General features: G+C 41.6%; 10 protein-coding genes. 6 read left to right on the top strand and 4 right to left on the bottom strand.

Annotated elements, in window-relative coordinates:
- The first annotated feature begins 119 nt into the window (after window positions 1-119).
- Window positions 120-1,433: an HTTM domain-containing protein gene (locus tag Q0954_RS14585; RefSeq protein WP_299458070.1), complete on the top strand. Its 1,314-nt coding sequence runs from the start codon at window positions 120-122 to the stop codon at window positions 1,431-1,433.
- A 226-nt stretch (window positions 1,434-1,659) separates the two neighbouring features.
- Here the strand turns inward: Q0954_RS14585 and Q0954_RS14580 are convergent, their stop codons facing one another.
- On the bottom strand, window positions 1,660-3,339 hold the full coding sequence (locus tag Q0954_RS14580; protein ID WP_299458067.1) for a serine hydrolase: 1,680 nt from the start codon (window positions 3,337-3,339) through the stop codon (window positions 1,660-1,662).
- 266 nt (window positions 3,340-3,605) lie between these two features.
- On the opposite strand from Q0954_RS14580, the gene Q0954_RS14575 reads away from it, so the two are divergent.
- The gene (locus Q0954_RS14575) at window positions 3,606-4,691 is read left to right on the top strand and encodes a sensor histidine kinase (protein WP_299458066.1); all 1,086 of its coding nucleotides are present in this window, start codon (window positions 3,606-3,608) and stop codon (window positions 4,689-4,691) included.
- A gap of 96 nt (window positions 4,692-4,787) precedes the next feature.
- On the opposite strand, the gene Q0954_RS14570 is transcribed toward Q0954_RS14575, so the two are convergent.
- Window positions 4,788-9,116 carry a tetratricopeptide repeat protein gene (locus Q0954_RS14570; RefSeq protein ID WP_299458063.1) on the bottom strand — a complete coding sequence of 1,443 codons (4,329 nt, stop codon included), beginning with the start codon at window positions 9,114-9,116 and terminating at the stop codon, window positions 4,788-4,790.
- A 391-nt stretch (window positions 9,117-9,507) separates the two neighbouring features.
- Here Q0954_RS14570 and bshC point away from each other — a divergent pair, with 391 nt between their 5' ends.
- The 3 genes from bshC to Q0954_RS14555 all read left to right on the top strand — a co-directional run bounded on the left by bshC (window position 9,508) and on the right by Q0954_RS14555 (window position 12,380).
- Entirely contained in the window at window positions 9,508-11,070 is a 1,563-nt protein-coding gene (gene bshC / locus Q0954_RS14565; protein WP_299458061.1) for a bacillithiol biosynthesis cysteine-adding enzyme BshC, read from the top strand.
- A gap of 316 nt (window positions 11,071-11,386) precedes the next feature.
- Window positions 11,387-11,842: a hypothetical protein gene (locus Q0954_RS14560; RefSeq protein WP_299458060.1), complete on the top strand. Its 456-nt coding sequence runs from the start codon at window positions 11,387-11,389 to the stop codon at window positions 11,840-11,842.
- Window positions 11,843-11,939: 97 nt separating this feature from the next.
- Window positions 11,940-12,380, top strand: coding sequence for a hypothetical protein (locus Q0954_RS14555; protein ID WP_299458058.1), 441 nt, complete (start codon window positions 11,940-11,942; stop codon window positions 12,378-12,380).
- Between the two features lie 110 nt (window positions 12,381-12,490).
- On the opposite strand, the gene rlmN is transcribed toward Q0954_RS14555, so the two are convergent.
- The gene (gene rlmN / locus Q0954_RS14550) at window positions 12,491-13,543 is read right to left on the bottom strand and encodes a 23S rRNA (adenine(2503)-C(2))-methyltransferase RlmN (protein ID WP_299458111.1); all 1,053 of its coding nucleotides are present in this window, start codon (window positions 13,541-13,543) and stop codon (window positions 12,491-12,493) included.
- A 484-nt stretch (window positions 13,544-14,027) separates the two neighbouring features.
- Here rlmN and Q0954_RS14545 point away from each other — a divergent pair, with 484 nt between their 5' ends.
- A complete protein-coding gene (locus Q0954_RS14545) occupies window positions 14,028-16,625 on the top strand; it encodes a TonB-dependent receptor family protein (RefSeq protein ID WP_299458056.1) in 2,598 nt (865 codons plus the stop codon).
- A 714-nt stretch (window positions 16,626-17,339) separates the two neighbouring features.
- On the opposite strand, the gene Q0954_RS14540 is transcribed toward Q0954_RS14545, so the two are convergent.
- On the bottom strand, window positions 17,340-18,251 hold the full coding sequence (locus Q0954_RS14540) for a DUF2279 domain-containing protein (protein WP_299458054.1): 912 nt from the start codon (window positions 18,249-18,251) through the stop codon (window positions 17,340-17,342).
- Window positions 18,252-18,367 lie beyond the last annotated feature (116 nt).

Here is an 18,367-nt window from a genome sequence, read left to right as displayed (position 1 = left end):
TTGCCCCTATAAAGGTTCTCCAACTAATTCCACTTGTGGCTTGCCGCCGAAAAGCTTAAGCCTTTCAACAAAGTATGCCTAGCTTATACCTGGTAGGTAGTAAATAATTGCGTTAAACTATGAAGACTTCGCGCTTTGCTCGCCCGGTAGACAATGCTATTTTGGGTGTTTTCAGGATTTTTTTTGGTAGCTTGATGCTGGTCAGCCTTATAAGGTTTGCCGCCAAAGGTTGGATCAAAGATTTGTACATAACGCCAAAGTTCTTTTTTACCTTTGAGGGGTTTCATTGGGTGCAGCCCTTGCCAGGCAATGGTATGTATTGGTTGTTTGGCGGGCTTATGGTGCTTTGTGTATGCATTATACTAGGCTTGTTTTATCGCTTGAGTATGGGGCTGTTTTTTTTGGGTTTTACTTACGTAGAACTCATTGACAAGACCAATTATCTTAATCATTATTACTTTATCAGTGTATTGAGTTTTTTGCTCATTTTTTTTCCTTTACATCATCGTTTTTCACTCGACAGACAATGGTTTGCTCAATTGCGCCAGCAAACGGTACCTTTTTGGTATGTGGCGGCGTTGCGTTGCCAAATCGGGCTGGTGTATTTTTTTGCTGGAATAGCCAAGCTTAAGTATGATTGGTTGGTATACGCCGAACCACTCAAAACCTGGCTTGCGGTGCGTACCAACTACCCGTTGGTGGGTGCCTGGCTTCAGTACGATTGGGTGCCTTACCTGATGAGCTGGGCAGGGGCTTTGTTTGATTTGAGCATTGCTTTTTTGCTTGCCTGGTGGGTGTCGCGCCCAGTGGCTTATGGGTTGGTAGTAGTGTTTCACTTGCTTACCTGGCTATTGTTCAATATTGGTATTTTTCCTTGGATAATGATGGTGAGTGCTACAGTTTTCTTCTCTACGGGTTTTTACCAAAGGGTTTTCTCATCGCCTGTATTGGCGCCAAGCCACTCCTCTCCTGCCCTGCCTTGGCGCACTCGATTGGTCAAGGGTTTTGTGGCGTTTTTTTTAATCGTTCAATGTTTGCTACCATTGCGCCACTGGTTGTACAAAGGCGATGTTCTTTGGACAGAGGAAGGGTTTAGGTTTGCCTGGAATGTGATGTTGATTGAAAAAACGGGTTTGGTAAGTTTTGTGGCGCATGACCCGCAAACCCAACAACAATGGGAGATTTTACCGGGCAAAATACTGACGCCTTTGCAGGAAAAAATGATGGCTACCCAACCCGATATGATCTTGCAGTTGGCGCATCACTTAGGCAAACAACTCAGGCAAGAGGGGCACCCAAAAATCCAAATTAGGGCAAAGTCGTACTTGGCGTTTAATGGTAGAAAAAGCCAGCCTTACATTCACCCTGAGGTAGATTTGATGCAAATAAAATGGCAACAACCTCGAAGTGAATGGCTGTTACCACTTTTGTAGTTTTAGTAAAAGCGGCATTGCATTATAGTACAACTGACAAAATTCACTGCTGAGGGCTCACAAGCTTGCAACGATTCATAGTATACTGAAAATGAAATTATTAGTCATTAGCAGGATAAGCCCTTGCGCCTTATTGCACCGATATACATCAGCATCTAAGGGCTTGCCCGTGTTTCCAACTCCGTGAAGCTTGTTACTTGTCGCTTAAAGCTATAATAAACAGCCCCTACTCCTTCACCAACACCTTGTCTCCTACCCTTATAGCAGGCTTGCCTTGTTGGGTAGTGAGTTGTATTTTAAGCTGGTTGCTTTTTGCAAAAAAGGTTTGCTCACCCTGGTAATCAAACTTTTTGGTCATTCCAGCTTCGTTCAATGCCCTCATACCAATCAGTTGGTTTCCTTGCCAGGTATAAAAAACATAATGATTTCCCTTTGCAAAGGTGAGTTTTGCTGCACTTAAATAATATTTTCCACCCTGACGCGCCACACTGCCCAACACCTCCACTGCCTGTATTTTGCCCAGGCGTTTCTCTCTGCGTTCAAGACTGCGTTTTATTTGGCGTGCTATTGCTTCTTCTGACTCTTCAGTCATATACTGATGTTCTAACTTGGCGTATTGAGCATAATCGTGCTGGAGCAAGGCGTTGACAAGTACGGTTATTTTTTGGTTATAAGCCTTTGCTACGGAAACCTTGTCAGTATTGGTACCTGAAAAAAGCGTGTATAACTTGGCAGTGGTAATAGGTACCTCTAACTGACTGTTGGCGTTGAAACGTACCTTAAATTTTTCGCCGGAAGGCAAGCGATACGCCCCCCCATAGCGCTTTGCCAGTTTTTCATTCATTGTTTTAAACTCGCCGTGCATGATACGGTCTATTTGGTGGGCATAAGGGTCAGCACTTGTACCATAGTTGGTGGCCACAATAATTACCAAATCTTTGGCAAGATAATACCCCATAAAAGCATTAAAAAAACCATTGCCGCCATTGTGCCACACTATTTCTCTGCCGGGCTTAGGTTCGGTGCCCCAACCATAACCATAGTGTCCGCCTCCGTCTTTTATATGTTTGGCAATGTATTTTTGGGTGGCCTCTTTCGACAATACAGTGTTGTTTTTAATTGCCTTGTACCACTTGTGTAGGTCGAGCACGGTAGACATAATGCCTCCGTTGCCCTTGAGGTGGTAAGTAACGCCTTGGTCGTAATGGCACTTGAGGTGGGTACTGCCCCAACGGTTGCCATTGCGATAACCCACTACTATATTTTTGGTGTTCCAGGTGGGCAATCTATACCCGGTTTGAGTCATTCCGGCAGGAACAAATATTTTTTTGTGTAAAAACTGCTCATACTCCATCCCGCTTGCTTGCTCTATAACCATTGCCAACAGGCTGTACCCCACATTGCTATAAGCAAACGAGCCAAACGAATCACTTAGTTTTTTGGTAAACAACCTTTTCAGGTAAGCTTCTTTACTCAACACCTCCTCGTCGGGGCCTATGCCACCGGGCAAGCCTGCGCTGTGGGTAAGCAAGTGATGGAGGGTAATTTTGTGCATGTGGGTGGGCAAGTTGGGCAAATATTTTTTCAATAAATCAGTCGTTTTCAGTTTGCCTTCCATTTCCAGTTTCATAATGGCTGCCCCAGTAAACTGCTTGGTAATAGAGCCAATGTCAAATACCGAGTTTGGATCAAAAGCAAGGCGCTTTTCACGATTGGCAAAGCCATACCCTTGACTAAAAATGATCTTGTCTTTGTGCGCCACCAAAGCCACTCCCGTAAAACCCTCTTGGTGGGCTTTAGTCAGGTATTGGTCAATGGTGCGGGCGTGGTTTTGGGCTTGTAATGTACCCAGGGCAAACATTGCTACTAAGCAAATACAAAGATTGAATAAGGTAAGTTTTTTCATGAGTTTATATTTATTGGTTGTGTAAAGCCACCTCAGCTTTTCTAATTGGCAGCAATGAAGGCAACTTGTGGTAGTATAAAAAACTCAATACAGCAACGTACTGGTATTTTTGATGTATGGTGCCATTGCTGGTAACAAAGCGGTTTTACAGTATTATGTACCGTTGGTACAATAAACCCAGGCGTTGATCAAAAAAACCTCATTCCCTCTTATTAGATTCATAGGTTTTGCCTAACTTCGAGCTGTTCCACGTTAAACCTCCTTGCATGAAACCTCAAAAAATCATTACCATAGTATTGCACGCACTTTTTTGGGTAGCGGTTTCTTACTTTTATTATACCTTTTCATCTAGCAGGCTGACTTACTCTGACAAGAACAGTATTTTTCACGATGTGCGCTACCACGATATGCGTTTTTTGATTCCACTATGGGTAGGCAATATTTTTAAGGCAATACTGTTTTATGGCAATGCTGAGTTTTTGATGCCTACTTTTCTTCAAAAAAAGCAATACTTCAAGTACCTCTATTACTTTATAGCCTTGATAGTGATGTGTTATGGTATAGAAATAGGAATTGATTATTTTTTGGTAAATGTGATTCCGCCTACCATGCCTCAAGACAATTACCCACCTGATTATTTTCATAACCTTGCAAGCATACAACCCGCCTTGTATTTAATGTTTATTGTCACTTCTTTTGGAGCTCGCTTTACGCAAGATTGGGTGCAGCACGAAACCGAAAAGCAATATTTGCAACAAGCCAAGCTTCAAACCGAGCTCAAATTTTTGAAGTCGCAGATGAACCCTCATTTTTTGTTCAATACCCTCAATAACCTATATGCTTCGGCATTAAACGACGGATCGGAACGAACCGCAGAAGGCATTGCCAAGCTATCGAAACTGATTAGGTACATGTTGCACGAAAGCAATGTGGATAAAATAGCCCTGGAGCGCGAAGTGGCTTATATTGAGACTTATATAGAGTTGCAAAAGCTGCGGTTTGCCGGCAAACACAATCCCGTAAATATTAACTTTGAGGTGGCAATAGATGCGCCTGAATGCCTAATTGCCCCTATGTTGCTGATTACTTTTGTCGAGAACGCTTTTAAACATGGCATTAGCAAACAACAAACGTCGTCGATTAGCATTGAGCTAAAAGTAACCAACCAGCAATTGAGCTTTTGGGTAGAAAACACGGTAAATCCGTTTGCCAACAATCAATTAGAAGAAAAGTCGGGCTTGGGGCTCAAAAACGCGCAAAGGCAACTTGAGCTGCTATATGCTCATAAGTATACCCTCAAAGTAACCCCTGGTGAAGAGGTATTTAAGGTAAACCTAGTATTAGAGCTGTAAAAAGGGCTATCATTATGCCCAAAAACAGACGCGTTTTTAGTCAGATCCGCCAGGTTTGGAACATCTGGCGGGTCTGGCAATTTGAGTGAAAAAATACTATTCCCCCACCATTACAAAAGCCCCCCAATAATATGGGTGACTATAATCTTTTCTTATTTTTAGTTGCGCTTTCTGAAAAGCCTGCCTTTTATTCCCCGACTTAAGCCACTCTTCATAAAAAGCATTCATCAGTTTTTGGGTCGCCTCATCGCTCACCTTCCATAAACTCATAAGCACGGTACGCGCCCCCGCTATTTTTAAAGCTCGCTGCAGCCCATATACCCCTTCGCCACTTTGTACCTTGCCCAGCCCGGTTTCACACGCCGACAGCACCACCAAATCGGTTTCATCAAGCTGTAGGTTCATTGCCTCATAAGCTGTCAGCACCCCATCATCGGTGTTGGGCTTCTCGGTTGCCTTAAAATAATCTGTCACTCCGGCCAAAATCAACCCCGAACGCAACATAGGGTCATTGTCTAGTGGGTTACTGCCCTTTTTCTTCTTTTTCTGGGCTTTTATTTTTACCCCACGCGAATCCTGCTCTCCATCACTAAGCGAAGGAATAAAAAAACCATGCGTGGCAATATGCAAAATATCAGGGTTTTTGATTGTTTTCAAGCTGTCTTCAAGGGCTTTGTTACCCAAATGAACCTCTGTGTTCCAGGCTTGTCGTTTTAACACCTTTTTTATACCAGCTATTTCTACTGCTGTACCTGGCAAGTCGGCAAAAAAAGCGTGCTTCAGCCAGGAGTCTTGTTGTTGATCCAGGTTATTTTTTTTCTTCACCATATTTATCTTGCCTTCCGGCTTGATATAGTATTTGGGGTGCCCCAACAATACCGCTTGCTTGTGGGTAGTTGTACGCTTACCAAAGCCTAATATATCGCGGGTATTGGTCACCATCGCTACCTCTAGTTCGTCCAGTACATACTTGTTCGTTTCGAGATTTTGGAGCGTATTTAGGTTAATTTGATTATACACACCATCGGGCGAAATGTATACCTTTTTTACCCCTTTGAGTGCTTTACGAAAAGGTTGCCAAAACATTTTATAAGAGTAGCGGTCTTGGCGTTTAAAGCGAATGGCATTTTTATAATACGCTACATAACGGGTTTCAAGCTTTTTACCATTGCGAATGGTCAAAAACTCCGGATGCTCTTTAGTCTCAGGTTTTATCACCAGCACGCTGTAGTAAACACTGTCTTTACGCGTACGCAAACGTATCATTTCTATAGCTGCTTCGCCTGGCTTCAAACGCTTTTGCACATCGCGCCAAGTGGGTAATGAAGGGTTATAAGCCCCACGAAACCCCTCGGCTTTGGCAGACAACTCCCGCTCTAGCGAGTTGGCCTTTGCTTCCAAGGCTTGTACATTAATTCCCTTGCGGTTGAGCGCAGCATCGCCCAGGTTATACAAATTGGCAATCTGTTCTCTCACCTCTTGCCACTCATTGTATTTGGTAATCAAAGCCTGGTTGCCGCTTGCCATAATACGGCGCCGTACCTTAGAGGTAGCATTCAAAATAAGGGCTTTGGTAGCCAACTGTAAGTTATACGCATCGCCCAATACTGGTAGCTTGGTTTGCCCCTTTGACAACCGCAAGCCTGATGAATTGAAGGCAAAACGCATAAAACCATCTATAAAGCGCTTATTGACTTCATAAAACTGTTTTTTTTCATCTTCGCTTAACGAAGAAAAAGTATGATCAATTTGCCTGAGCACAATCTTCACTGCCTTGCTAAAGTACTGCTCGGCTTGGTCAAACTTACCCTGGGCTTCTAAGAAAACGCCCAAATTACCCAAAGCCGCTGCATAATCAGGGTGATTGTCGCCTAGTTTTTCTTTAAAAATATCTATAGTTTGTTTATAAGCTTGCTCTGCCTCAGCCAATTTGCCCAACTCTTCATAAAACACCGCCAGGTTGTTCAACGATGCCGCATAAGCTGGGTGGTTATTGCCCAACGTTTTCCCTCTGATCTCAAGCGCCCTTAAGTAATATTCTTCGGCTTTTTGTTTGTTGCCCTCATCTCGGTACAAACCCGCCAGGTTGTCTAAAGACGACGCATAATCGGGGTGTTGCTCGCCCAGCTCTGCCTGCCTAATAGCCAACGCCTGAGTATACAATTTACGTGCTTCGGCTTTCTTGCCCAGTTTACGGTATAACCCCGCCAAGTCGTTCAAGGTAACGGCATACTCAAAATGTTGTTCCCCCAGCGTTTTTCGTCTAATATCGAGCGCTTGTATATACATCTTTTCGGCTTCCTGATAGCGTCCCATTGCTTTATACAAATTGCCCATCCCGTTTAATGTAGCAGAATAAGCGTAAGAGGCAACACCCGGGTTTACCTTACGTAGTTGCTCTGCCTTCAAAAAACTTTGTTCGGCTTCGGCATATTTACCCATTGCCTTAAACACCACCCCCAAATCGTGTAGCGCGCGGGCGTATTCGGGGCTATTGGCACCCTTTATTTTCTTCTCCAGTTTCAATGCCTCCTGGTAATTTTTCAGGGCTTCGTCGTAGCGCCCTGCTTGTTCATACATCTTGCCCGACTCGTCAAGTGTCACCGCATATATTTCACTATTACGCCCATACTTTTGTCGACTCAACCGCAACGATGCCGAATACAGCGAGTCGGCAGTAGTATAGCTACCCGACTCTACATAAGAGGCAGCCAAAGAGTTAAGAAAATAAATATAACTTTCATCGCGTCGGGGGTACACTTTTATACACTGGGCAAAGCGTTTTTTAGCTTCAGTTATTTTACCTTGTTGGTAATAAATCCCGCCCAGGTTTCTTAATATATTGGCATATACATCTGGCATCTTACGCAATACACTGGCGTTTTTTTCCAGATCCTGCAATAGGCTAAAAGCACTGTCTAACTTGTTTTCTTCGGTAATGTACACCATTGCCAGGTCATACGAAGTAAGCAAATAATCGCGGTGGTTGGTACCCAATGTTTGCGCCCTTCCTTTGAGTACTTTTTTATATACCTGAACGGCTTCTTTCAATCGATTTTGGGCATCATACATCTCCCCCAGGCGATTGAGCGTGGTCAAATACTCTTTGTGCAACGCTCCTTGGGTCTTTTTTTGGTAATCCAACACCGTTTTGTAATACTTTTCGGCTTCGGTAAACCGTTTCAAAGTCCAATAGATATTCGCTATGTTTCGGATGGTGGTCATCTCTGCGGCTTTGTCATTGCCTTTCTGACGAATCTCTAGTGCTTGTTTGGCATAGGTAAGCGCCTGTTGATGCTTGCCCATCTTAAAATACAACTTGGCTAGGTCATTCAATGATTCAGCGTATTTGGGTGAGCTTTTGCCATACGCCTGCGCTCTAATCGTTTGCGCCTTTTTCATCATCTGTTCGGCTTTGTTGAGCTCATTTTTCAGCTCATACAGCTTGCCAAAGTCGTGCATCGCCTGGGCATAATCGGGGTGTTGCTCACCCACCTCTTTTTTCAATTCAGCAATGGCTTCTTTGTACAGTTTTTCGGCCTCGTCATAACGATCCTGCACCTCTTTGAGCACCGCCATGCTTGCCAAATACCTGCCATACAAAGGGCTTTTAGTAGCTTTAAGGAGCTGCACTGTTTCGTTGTACAAAGGATCGGCTTTGTTGTACTTGCCTACCGCAAAGTAAATTTCAGCAAGGTTGCCTACGGCTCTTATGTATTGGGGGTGGCTGTTTTTTACGGTCGCTTTATAGGTTTGCCATATTTTTTCAAACAAAGGCATTGCTTTTTTATAGTCTCCTTCCTGATTATACAAAAACGCCAACCCTTCGAGGGTATTCAAATAATCGGGGTGTTGTTCGCCTATGCTCGCTTTTTGAATAGCCAATGCCTGCGTATAGTATTTTTTCGCTTCTGCAGGTTTGCCCAAGTCCCTGTTGAGGTTGGCCAGGTTATACAAGGTAAGGGCATATTCAGGGCTTTTCTCGCCCAGGGCACTTTTCTGGCTTTCGAGCATTTGGGCATAAATTTTCTCTGCCTTGGCCATTTTTTTAGTCTGAAGGTAAAGCCTTGCCAAGCGTCGTTGAGTTTTGAAATAACTGGCAGCTTTGCCCCCCTCTAAGTTTTTTCGTATTGCCAGCGACTGTTGGTACATTTGCGCTGCTTTGTCGTACTTTTGTACTGCCTGGTAAAACCCAGCTACACTATAGTAAAAAGAACCCAGTTGTTTAGAGCCTTTTCCTAATACACCCTCTATGCCTGGTAGCATTTCTTCGGCGTATTTTACGGCAGTAGGATATTTTTTTTGCCTGGCAGCTTGTACCATGTCATTGTACAATTTCTGATAGTCTTTTTGTTGTGCCTGGGCTGTATGCATACCTGCCAGCCATAGCAACATCATCATAGTAAAAGCCCTCATCCGCATCATAATTTGTTGTTTATTGTTATATGAGTGTATTGTTATTGTTTTATTATTTGAATAGGTTTGATTGGATGGATAATATAGCAAGAAAGTATTTGTAAGACTAACAACGAAATTAACAATTTTAATTACATCACTAAATACTTGTTAAACCCTGAATTTGACCATTTGATATAAAAAAAACCAGGGCTAATCTAACTTAACATCCATTTAACAGGACACATTTAAAAATCCCTGTATTTTTGCTTCACGAATAAAGGTTTCATTCGTCAGCCCAAAACAACTATCTAATAATCAATAAATTACTCAAACTCAGCCGTAGTCTTTAGTTTGGCTTACGTTTATTATTCAAATACTAAAATACCGAAGGCTTCAACATAAACAAACAAGTTACACCATGCAATTACATCAAATTGATTTTGCCCAAGCAGGCGTATTCTCTGACACTTTTGTAGACTATATCAGCGGAAAGGATGCCCTGAAGGAGTTTTATCACCAATTGCCCCACATCGAAAACTTCGAACAGCAAATAGCCCTCAAAAAAACGTTTTCGGCTGATACCCGCCAAGTACTACACGAGGCACTCACCCAACAATACCAACAAGTGCCCGCACCCCCTCAGGCACAAATAGATGCTTTGCTCGATAAAAACACTTTTACTGTAACTACCGGGCACCAGCTCAACCTGGCCACGGGACCTTTGTATTTTGTATATAAAATTGCTGCGGCAATTAATACTGCCAAAGCACTGAAAGCCAAATATCCAGCGTACAACTTTATACCTGTTTATTGGATGGCAAGCGAAGACCACGACTTTGCCGAAATCAATCATTTCAATTTGTTTGGCAAAACCTACACCTGGAACACTGACCAAACTGGAGCTGTGGGACGGTTTAACCCCGAAAATGTAGCCCAAATATTTGAACAGATCAATGAGCCCAAAACCGATTTATTTGCCCAGGCTTACGCTCAGCACTCATCGTTGAGCGATGCCACCCGCTACCTGGTACACCAACTATTTGCCAATACTGACCTGGTGATTCTGGATGCTGACCATACTGGACTCAAAAAGGTGTTTCAGCCCATTATCAAAGAAGAGGTGCTGACCCCGGCATCTTTTGACATTGTACGCCAAACCAGCGAAAAACTAGATCAACTCAATTACAAAACTCAAGTAACCCCCCGCGAAATCAATTTCTTTTATCTGGAAGGCAACACCCGTGAACGCATTGTTTGGGAGGGCGAAGAGTTTAAGGTTTTGAATACCGACTTGAGCTTTTCAACTGCTCAAATGGAAGCACTCATTGAGCAGCACCCCGAAAGGTTTAGCCCCAATGTTATTTTGCGTCCCTTGTATCAAGAGTGTATTTTGCCCAACCTGAGCTATATAGGTGGTCCAAGCGAACTTGTGTACTGGCTACAGCTCAAAGGGGTGTTCGAGCATTACCAATGTCCTTTTCCTTTGTTACAACCCCGCAACTTTGTGCTTTTTGTTGACCACATCAATCATAAGAAAAAGGAAAAGTTGGATTTAAGCATTGCCGACTTATTTTTGGACGAGGTAACATTGCGTAAAAATTTTGTCCTCAAAAACTCAGAAAACGAGCTTAAGCTCGACCAAGAGGTAGAAGCTCTCAATAAAGCGTTTGCGAGTGTGGTGCAAAAAGCCCTGGAGGTAGATAAATCATTGGAAGGTTTTATTAAATCGGAGCAGCAAAAAAGCCTGAAGTCGTTGGGCAATATAGAGAAAAGACTTAAGAAGTCGGAAGAGCGTAAATTGGAAACTGAAATTAATCAACTACTAAAATTGAAAGAAAAATTGTTTCCAAATGGTGCCCCACAAGAGCGTAAAGACAATATTTTGAGTATTTATGTCAATAACCCTGCGTTCATTTCTCAAATATTAGAAAAACTAAACCCGCTTAGTTTTCGTATGAATGTGTTATTGGAAAGCTTTTAAAAACCTGATAAATACAGGTATTACAAATCAATCATTTCGTCTAATAAAACAAGCATAATCTATAATTTTGTTTGATTATGTAAAATTTTTCAAAGCGGAATGAGTTACTTAAGAAAATCCAGTGAGCCATATCATTTGATCTTTTAAAAAGTTTCGATGATGTGGGGTTTTTCAAAAAATATTATACATTTGTAAAGTAAGCTTTTATGAGATTGATTTATATTTTTTGTTTAAATCTCTAACAGATCAATTGTTTTACACAAAGAATAAAAACAAAGCATTTTTGACATAATTCTACTAAAAAACCAAAATTATTATGATGGTCTTGAATCTAATTCTGTCGTTTTTTCTTTCATTCACCAATGTTTCACCAACTACGCCAGTGAAGGCAGAAGCTGTAAAACCAATGGCTTGCAATACAAAAGCTTTTACTGACGCAGCAATCAGCAAACTACCAAGAGGTTATACTTTCCTGAAAGCTTACCCGATTGATGGTAGAGGTGGAGCAAGAAAAACGATTAAGTACTCATACATTTTCAGTAAGAACTCTACTTACACTGTGAGACTAAAAAATAGTCACCCAAAAAATGTAGGAGTAATTGTTTCGATTATGAACTCTAGAAGAAAAAAAATAGCCTCAAGCTATGTAAAAGGTAAATATTACCCAGGTTTAGGGTATAAATGTGGTGCTACTGGTATCTACTACATTACCTTTAAGTTTGATGGCAAACACGATTATTGCGCAGGAGGTGTATTGGCGTTCAAACGTTAATCAACTCTGTTAAATATATCACCACTTTATTCAAAGGCTTTCTGAATTTTTATAATTTGGAAAGTCTTTTTAGTATCAACAAAAAACAAAGCTACTCATGATCTTCAGTTTCTTACTCGCTTCGTTAATGTCTTGGTTCCACCCATCACCTACTCCGGTAACCAACGCTCCCTGCTCAGCCAAGCAAATTGTACGCAAGGGTATTAGCAGTCTACCCAAAGGTTTTACCTTTCTCAAAGGATACCCTGTCAATGGGTTGAATGGCAAAAAGAAAAAAATTGAATACTCTTACATTCTTAGCCGTAACTCAAAATACCTTATATCGCTTGCCAGAAAAGGCCGCAAAAACGAAGGTTTACAAATTACGTTGCTCAATTCACGTAAAAAAGCCATTGCTACTAGTTATGTAGATGGTAAGTATTACGATGCTATTCAGTACACTTGCCAACGTACTGGTATCTACTACATTCGGTTTACTTACGATACCAAGAAAACCTCTGACTATTGTTCGGGGGGGGTGTTGAGTTTTAGGAGATAAGTTATAGGTTTTAGGAGCTGGGGACTTGGTTTTCATTACTCCATATCAAAAAAGCGTAGTTGTTATTGAAACAACTACGCTTTTTTTATGGCTATAGAACTACATGTCAACTATTTCTCTTCTTTGATTGCCAATTGTCCACAGGCAGCGTCAATGTCTTTGCCTCGGCTACGTCTCACGTTTACAATCACCCCTTTGCCTTCCAGGTATTTGGCAAATTTAGCCAACTTATCTTCTTTAGTATTTACAAAATCTGCTTCTGCAATGGGGTTATACTCTATAATGTTTACTTTACAAGGCAAATGACGGGTAAAACGGTATAACTCTTCAGCGTCTTTGAGCGAGTCGTTAAAGTTATGAAACACAATATACTCGTAAGTCACCCGGTTTTTGGTTTTCTGAAAGTAGTATTTCAATGCATCGCGCAAAGCTACCAAGGTGTTGCTCTCGTTGATGGGCATTATTTCGTTGCGCTTTTCATCGTTGGCAGCGTGCAACGACAAAGCCAGGTTAAACTTCACTTCGTCATCGCCTAGTTTTCTAATCATTTTGGCAATGCCTGCGGTAGATACTGTAATTCGCTTAGGCGACATATTTAAGCCTTCGGGCGAGGTAATGTGCTCTACTGACTTTAGTACGTTGGCATAATTGAGCAAAGGTTCGCCCATCCCCATATATACTATATTGGTAAGGGGTTGTTGGTAGTTTTCTTCGGCTTGTCGGGCAATGGCCACTACCTGATCATAAATTTCTCCTGGTTCAAGGTTACGCTTGCGTGACATATAACCTGTAGCACAAAACTTACAGGTAAGCGAGCAACCCACTTGCGACGACACACAGGCAGTCATTCGGTCTTTAGCCGGAATGAGTACTCCTTCTATGATATGGTTATCGTAAAGCTTAAAGGTAGACTTAATTGTTTGGTCATTACTAATTTGTTGTTGATCTACCGTCAATGCAGTAATGTCGAAGTGTGTTTGCAACATTTCCCGCAGCTTGAGCGACAAATTGGTCATCTCCTCAAAACTATTTGCCGACTTTTGCCATAGCCAGGCATATATTTGTTTGGCTCGAAAGGCTTTCTCACCTTTACTTGCCAAAAAGCTGCTAATATCAGCCACTGAAAGTTTTCTTATATCTTGTTTTTGGCTTACTGTTGCCATCATCTTAGTCTTTTAAAAGGTAGTGAGGGCAGTTCAGTTGCCCCGAATGTTTGTAACTGCAAAGTTCTATAAGTTTAAGGGGATAAACAAGTTTAGGCAACGACCTTCAACATACAGCTTGTAGCAAAAGCAAGAAAAAACGTTCAACACTCCTGCGCTTAAACGCCCACAAAGTAGAGTAACCTCCCACTACAACCTGTTAATAATTTGTTAAATAATTGATAATCTGTACTTTAACTTATCTATAAAATCAGGCATTTCATAGAGATGTGATTGGGTGATTGGTCTAGAAAATAAGGCTATAGGTAGATTATACATGTATGAAATAGAGCCATTCACTAGTTTTGTAAAAACGTTGCTTCCCATATAGAGCAACCAAATACAGCATAAAAGTGTGATTTTTTAAAGATGATGCAGGCTGCAGTTGATGGTTCATTCCTATTTTTAACCAAACAGCATACATTCCTAAGAAAACATTTATACCATGAAAAATTATACATTAAAGAATTATACCATGAAAAACCTTCTTATTACCAAATTATTAGTGTTTGGACTGATACTAGGCTTTACAAGTACTCAGGCACAGCAAAAAAAACCTCCTGTCAAAAAAGGGCAAAAAAGGCAAATGCCCGCCATCGGAAAAGTATATGGCGTGGTGAAAGATGCTTCTACCGGAAAACCAGTAGAGTTTGCTACGGTGGCGTTGGTAAACATGCGTACAAAAAAAATAATTACAGGAGCCATTGCCAATGACAAGGGCAAGTTTTCTATCAGTGAGGTAAAGCTAGGCATGTACCAGCTCAAAGTAAATTATATTGGTTATAAAGTGAAAACCCTGGGTCCCATCAAACTCTTTCCTAAAAAATACCGGGGCGATGGCATAGAACAAAATATGGGAGAAGTGGGCATACAATCGAACGCCGAAAAGCTGGGCACAGTCACTGTGACCGCTGAGCGTGAAACAATGGAGATCAAAGCCGATCGCAAGGTGTTCAACGTAGAAAAAAACATTACCAGTACTGGTGGCACCTCGTTAGATGCGCTGCAAAATGTGCCCTCAGTAGATGTAGACCAGGACGGCAATGTGAGTTTACGCGGAAGCGCCAATGTAACGGTATTTATTGATGGCAAGCCTTCTGGATTGACAGGGGGTGGGCGCCAGGCTGCTTTGGAGCAAATTCCGGCGTCGAGCATCAAAAAAATAGAAGTAATCACCAATCCTTCGGCAAAATATGACCCAGACGGCATGTCGGGCATCATCAATATTGTACTGAAAAAAAACGTATTGCGTGGAATGAATGGTTTTGTAAACCTCAATGTAGGTACCAACGACAAATACAGTGGTTCGCTTCGTTTGGGGTTGCGTACTGGGGCTATCAACGCCTATGTAAATTATAGCGGCAACTTGTTTAACCGTTTTATGAACTCTACCAATGTGCGTGAAACTTATAACGACGCCCGTGATACGACTACTTTTTTGAATCAAGTAGGTGATGGTGACATGCAGTTTCATTCAAATTTGCTCAAAGCAGGAATAGACATCAACCTGAACGAAAAAAACACTTTGACTTTTAGTGGTTTGTACAGCATCAGAGGCTTTGGCAGAGACATGATCACTGACCAGGTAAACGAGCAACAAGTAAACGGAGGCAATCGTACTTTTTTGTCGCGCTCATTGCTCGACAATGAGTTGGGCAGTGATGGCAATAATATGGATTTTAACGCTGGCTACAAAAGATATTTTAATAACCCTGATAAAGTCCTGGCGTTAGATATACGTCATTCGCGTTCAAGCAGCTTGTTTAGCTCAGACCTTGCCCTGGCCCCTCGCAATGAGGATGGTACGCCCACGGGAGGCAATTCGGCATTGACTATTAACGAAACCGACAACAAGTTTAATATAACTACCGCTCAATTGGATTTTGAGTTGCCAGTAAATAAAAGTGTGAAATTGGAAATGGGACTCAAAACTACCATAAGAAATATATTCAATGGTTATTCGGTATTGAACGATGCCACCGGAACGGGCAACTACATTCCAGACCTTACTCAAAACAATGATTTTCGTTACGATGAGCAAGTACACGCCGCTTATGGTATCTACAACCACGAATTGACCAAAAAGTTAAGCTTTCAGGTAGGGTTACGAGTAGAACAAACCATGTCGGATGCGGTAGTTGAAAACACTGACCAAAACTACAGAAATGAGTTTTTAAATATGTTTCCAAGTGGTTTTATAAGCTATAAAATCAGTAAACAAGGAACGTTTACTGCTAACTATAGTCGACGCATCAACCGTCCTCGCACCCGTGCCCTCAACCCTTTTATTATCAGAATAGATGCCAACAACCAGTTTCAGGGAAACCCGGCCTTACTGCCTGAGTTTATCAACTCTTATGAGTTAAGCTATACCCATACCCACAAAGGCATCACCTTGAACATGACCACTTATTTTAGAGACATTCGGGGCAATATTCAACGTATTCTGTTGGAAGACAACGTCAATAATATCATTACCCGCTCGTATGACAACCTGGAGTCGGGGCGTAACTATGGCATAGAGGGGGCTTTTAATATGAGGGCGACCAAATGGTGGAACTTTACCCTGAGTGGTAACTTTTATAAAACCGAAATTGATGGTTCGAACCTTGAAAATGAACTCAACAATGAAGCATTTAGCTACCAAACCAAGCTGTTGAGTAACTTTAAGTTTAGTTCTAAATTCAACGCCCAGGTTACAGGGCGCTACCGTGCTCCTATTGTATTGGCACAAGGCGAAATGGAAGAAGTGTATTCAGTAGATGCCGCCATTAACTATAAAGTATTGAAAGGCAAAGGCACCCTGGGGCTAAGAGTAAGCGATATATTTAATACCCGTCGTTATGGCTTCCTTACCAATGGCACTGACTTTATGCAAGTGGGTAACTTTAAGCCAGAAACCCGCATTGCATTTCTGAGCTTTTCTTATCGTTTTGGTAAAATGTCGATGGATGCCCGCAAAATGCGTGAGCTACGCAAAAAACGCCGCAAGCGTAAAAAGAGACGTGGTAACAATGTACCTAATGTGGATGGGATCAACTAAAGAATAGACGTTTTTTTATCAGTGTTAATTTAGATGTACAAGGGCAGCAATTTTTAATTGTTGCTCTTTTTTATTACTGATTTTCAGTAAGTTATATTTTATTTCAGTAAAAATCTGTGCTTTTTTTTCCATTTATCAACTACAACTTGGGTATATATAGGCATAACCTAAGGAAAGTAGGTGAACAAACAGGGTGGCGCATAAGTCACCACCTTTTATAATAAGAGTTATTTGGTTGAAAAGTACACATTTTATGCACAAAAATAACTCTTTATCAAATAACAATAGGTGATCAAACTTTAATTCACTAATTCAAGCTACAAGGTATGAGTCGCAAGTCCTTAGATACCGATGTATATCGGTGCTTCAAGTGACTATTATTCAAGTTCAAAAAATAGTCAAACTTTTGATAATCAAAGCTTTTAATTCTATAACCCACAACTTACGTTAACCAATTGAAGATATCAGCTATAACACTCCCTAAGGAATTGTTCAAAAATAAATTTACACTCTGAGGGGTGATTTTTCGCCTTGATACTTCGTTATTTTTATTACCCGTAGCGCTGCTATGGGCGCAAAAAATAGCCTCGTCTCAAAACAAAACCTCTACCTCAAGAATGGTAATTTAATTTCTCACCATTCCTAAGGTAAATACTCATTGCCTTTAACGCCAATAGAACCATTCGATGACCTCCTCGCTCAAGGTTTACCCCTTTAGTAATACCACCCATGAAACCTCACCCCTTTTGCCGAACTAAACGATATAGCGGGGGCTGGCAAATGAATCATATTGACAAAAAAAATCAAACTTTTTAAAAACTTACTTTTAGTTTTGATGGCGGTAAGGTCGAGGTCAAGCGAAAGGTAAAGTTGACGATAAGGAGGAAGCCCTGCGTTAATGTTTTGATAGTCACGGGCAAAAATCATATTTTCGGCACCATAGCCTACTGCCAGGTTGAGCCATTTGGGATAGCGGTTGCCTTTTGGCAAAAATTTATCAACGTCTACTGAAAGCCAAAAAGTTTGCCCGTTGTAATCTTTCAATATTTCCTCAGAAAACGATTTGCCCAACAATTCAGGGCGTTGATGGGGGTATTTGGTACGATGAAACGAATATTTGGGATGGATACGGGTTTCGCCCCACAAGGCGTGTTGCCCATACAAAAACATAGCCCCGCTGGCATTGGCAAAAAAATCGCTGAGTGAAGCACCATAACCCGCCGAAAACCCATCGAGGATTTCTATTGGGGTCATTACCACAATGCCCATGATGGCTCCCCAAAACATCGACTTTTTTTCTGACAAGCCTGTCCAGCGAAAAGCCCTGGAAGCCCCCAGGCTAAAATGATAGGTACTGTAAAAATGCCCTACTTTATCTACTTGTTTCCACTCCTGGCTATCATCAAACCAATGAAATGACTGTCTGGGAGAGTTTTTGTACCAAACCTCATTTAAGCCTACCAAACCAGCCCCATACAATACCGAACTACCCACAATGAGGGTGCGTAACCGTGAACGGTTTACTTGGCTACTGTCTTTGCTTGAGACAATGGGCTGCGCCTTTACCAAAGAGTGATATAGTAGAAAGGTAGCCAGCAACCCGATGTATTTGACTGCCTTTGCCATGTGTGTTTTATTTAGTTGGTGGTAATAACAGGGTTCTAGGGACTAGGTGTTAGGTGCTAGGTACACCCTGTCTCACAGGTAGCTAATAAATTCATAGCACGCTTATTTTCAAATAG

It is taken from the genome of uncultured Microscilla sp. (assembly GCF_947493425.1).
Lineage (GTDB): Bacteria > Bacteroidota > Bacteroidia > Cytophagales > Microscillaceae > Microscilla.
The sequence above is the reverse complement of the archived record's forward strand: the minus strand, read 5'-3'. Positions and strand labels throughout refer to the sequence as shown.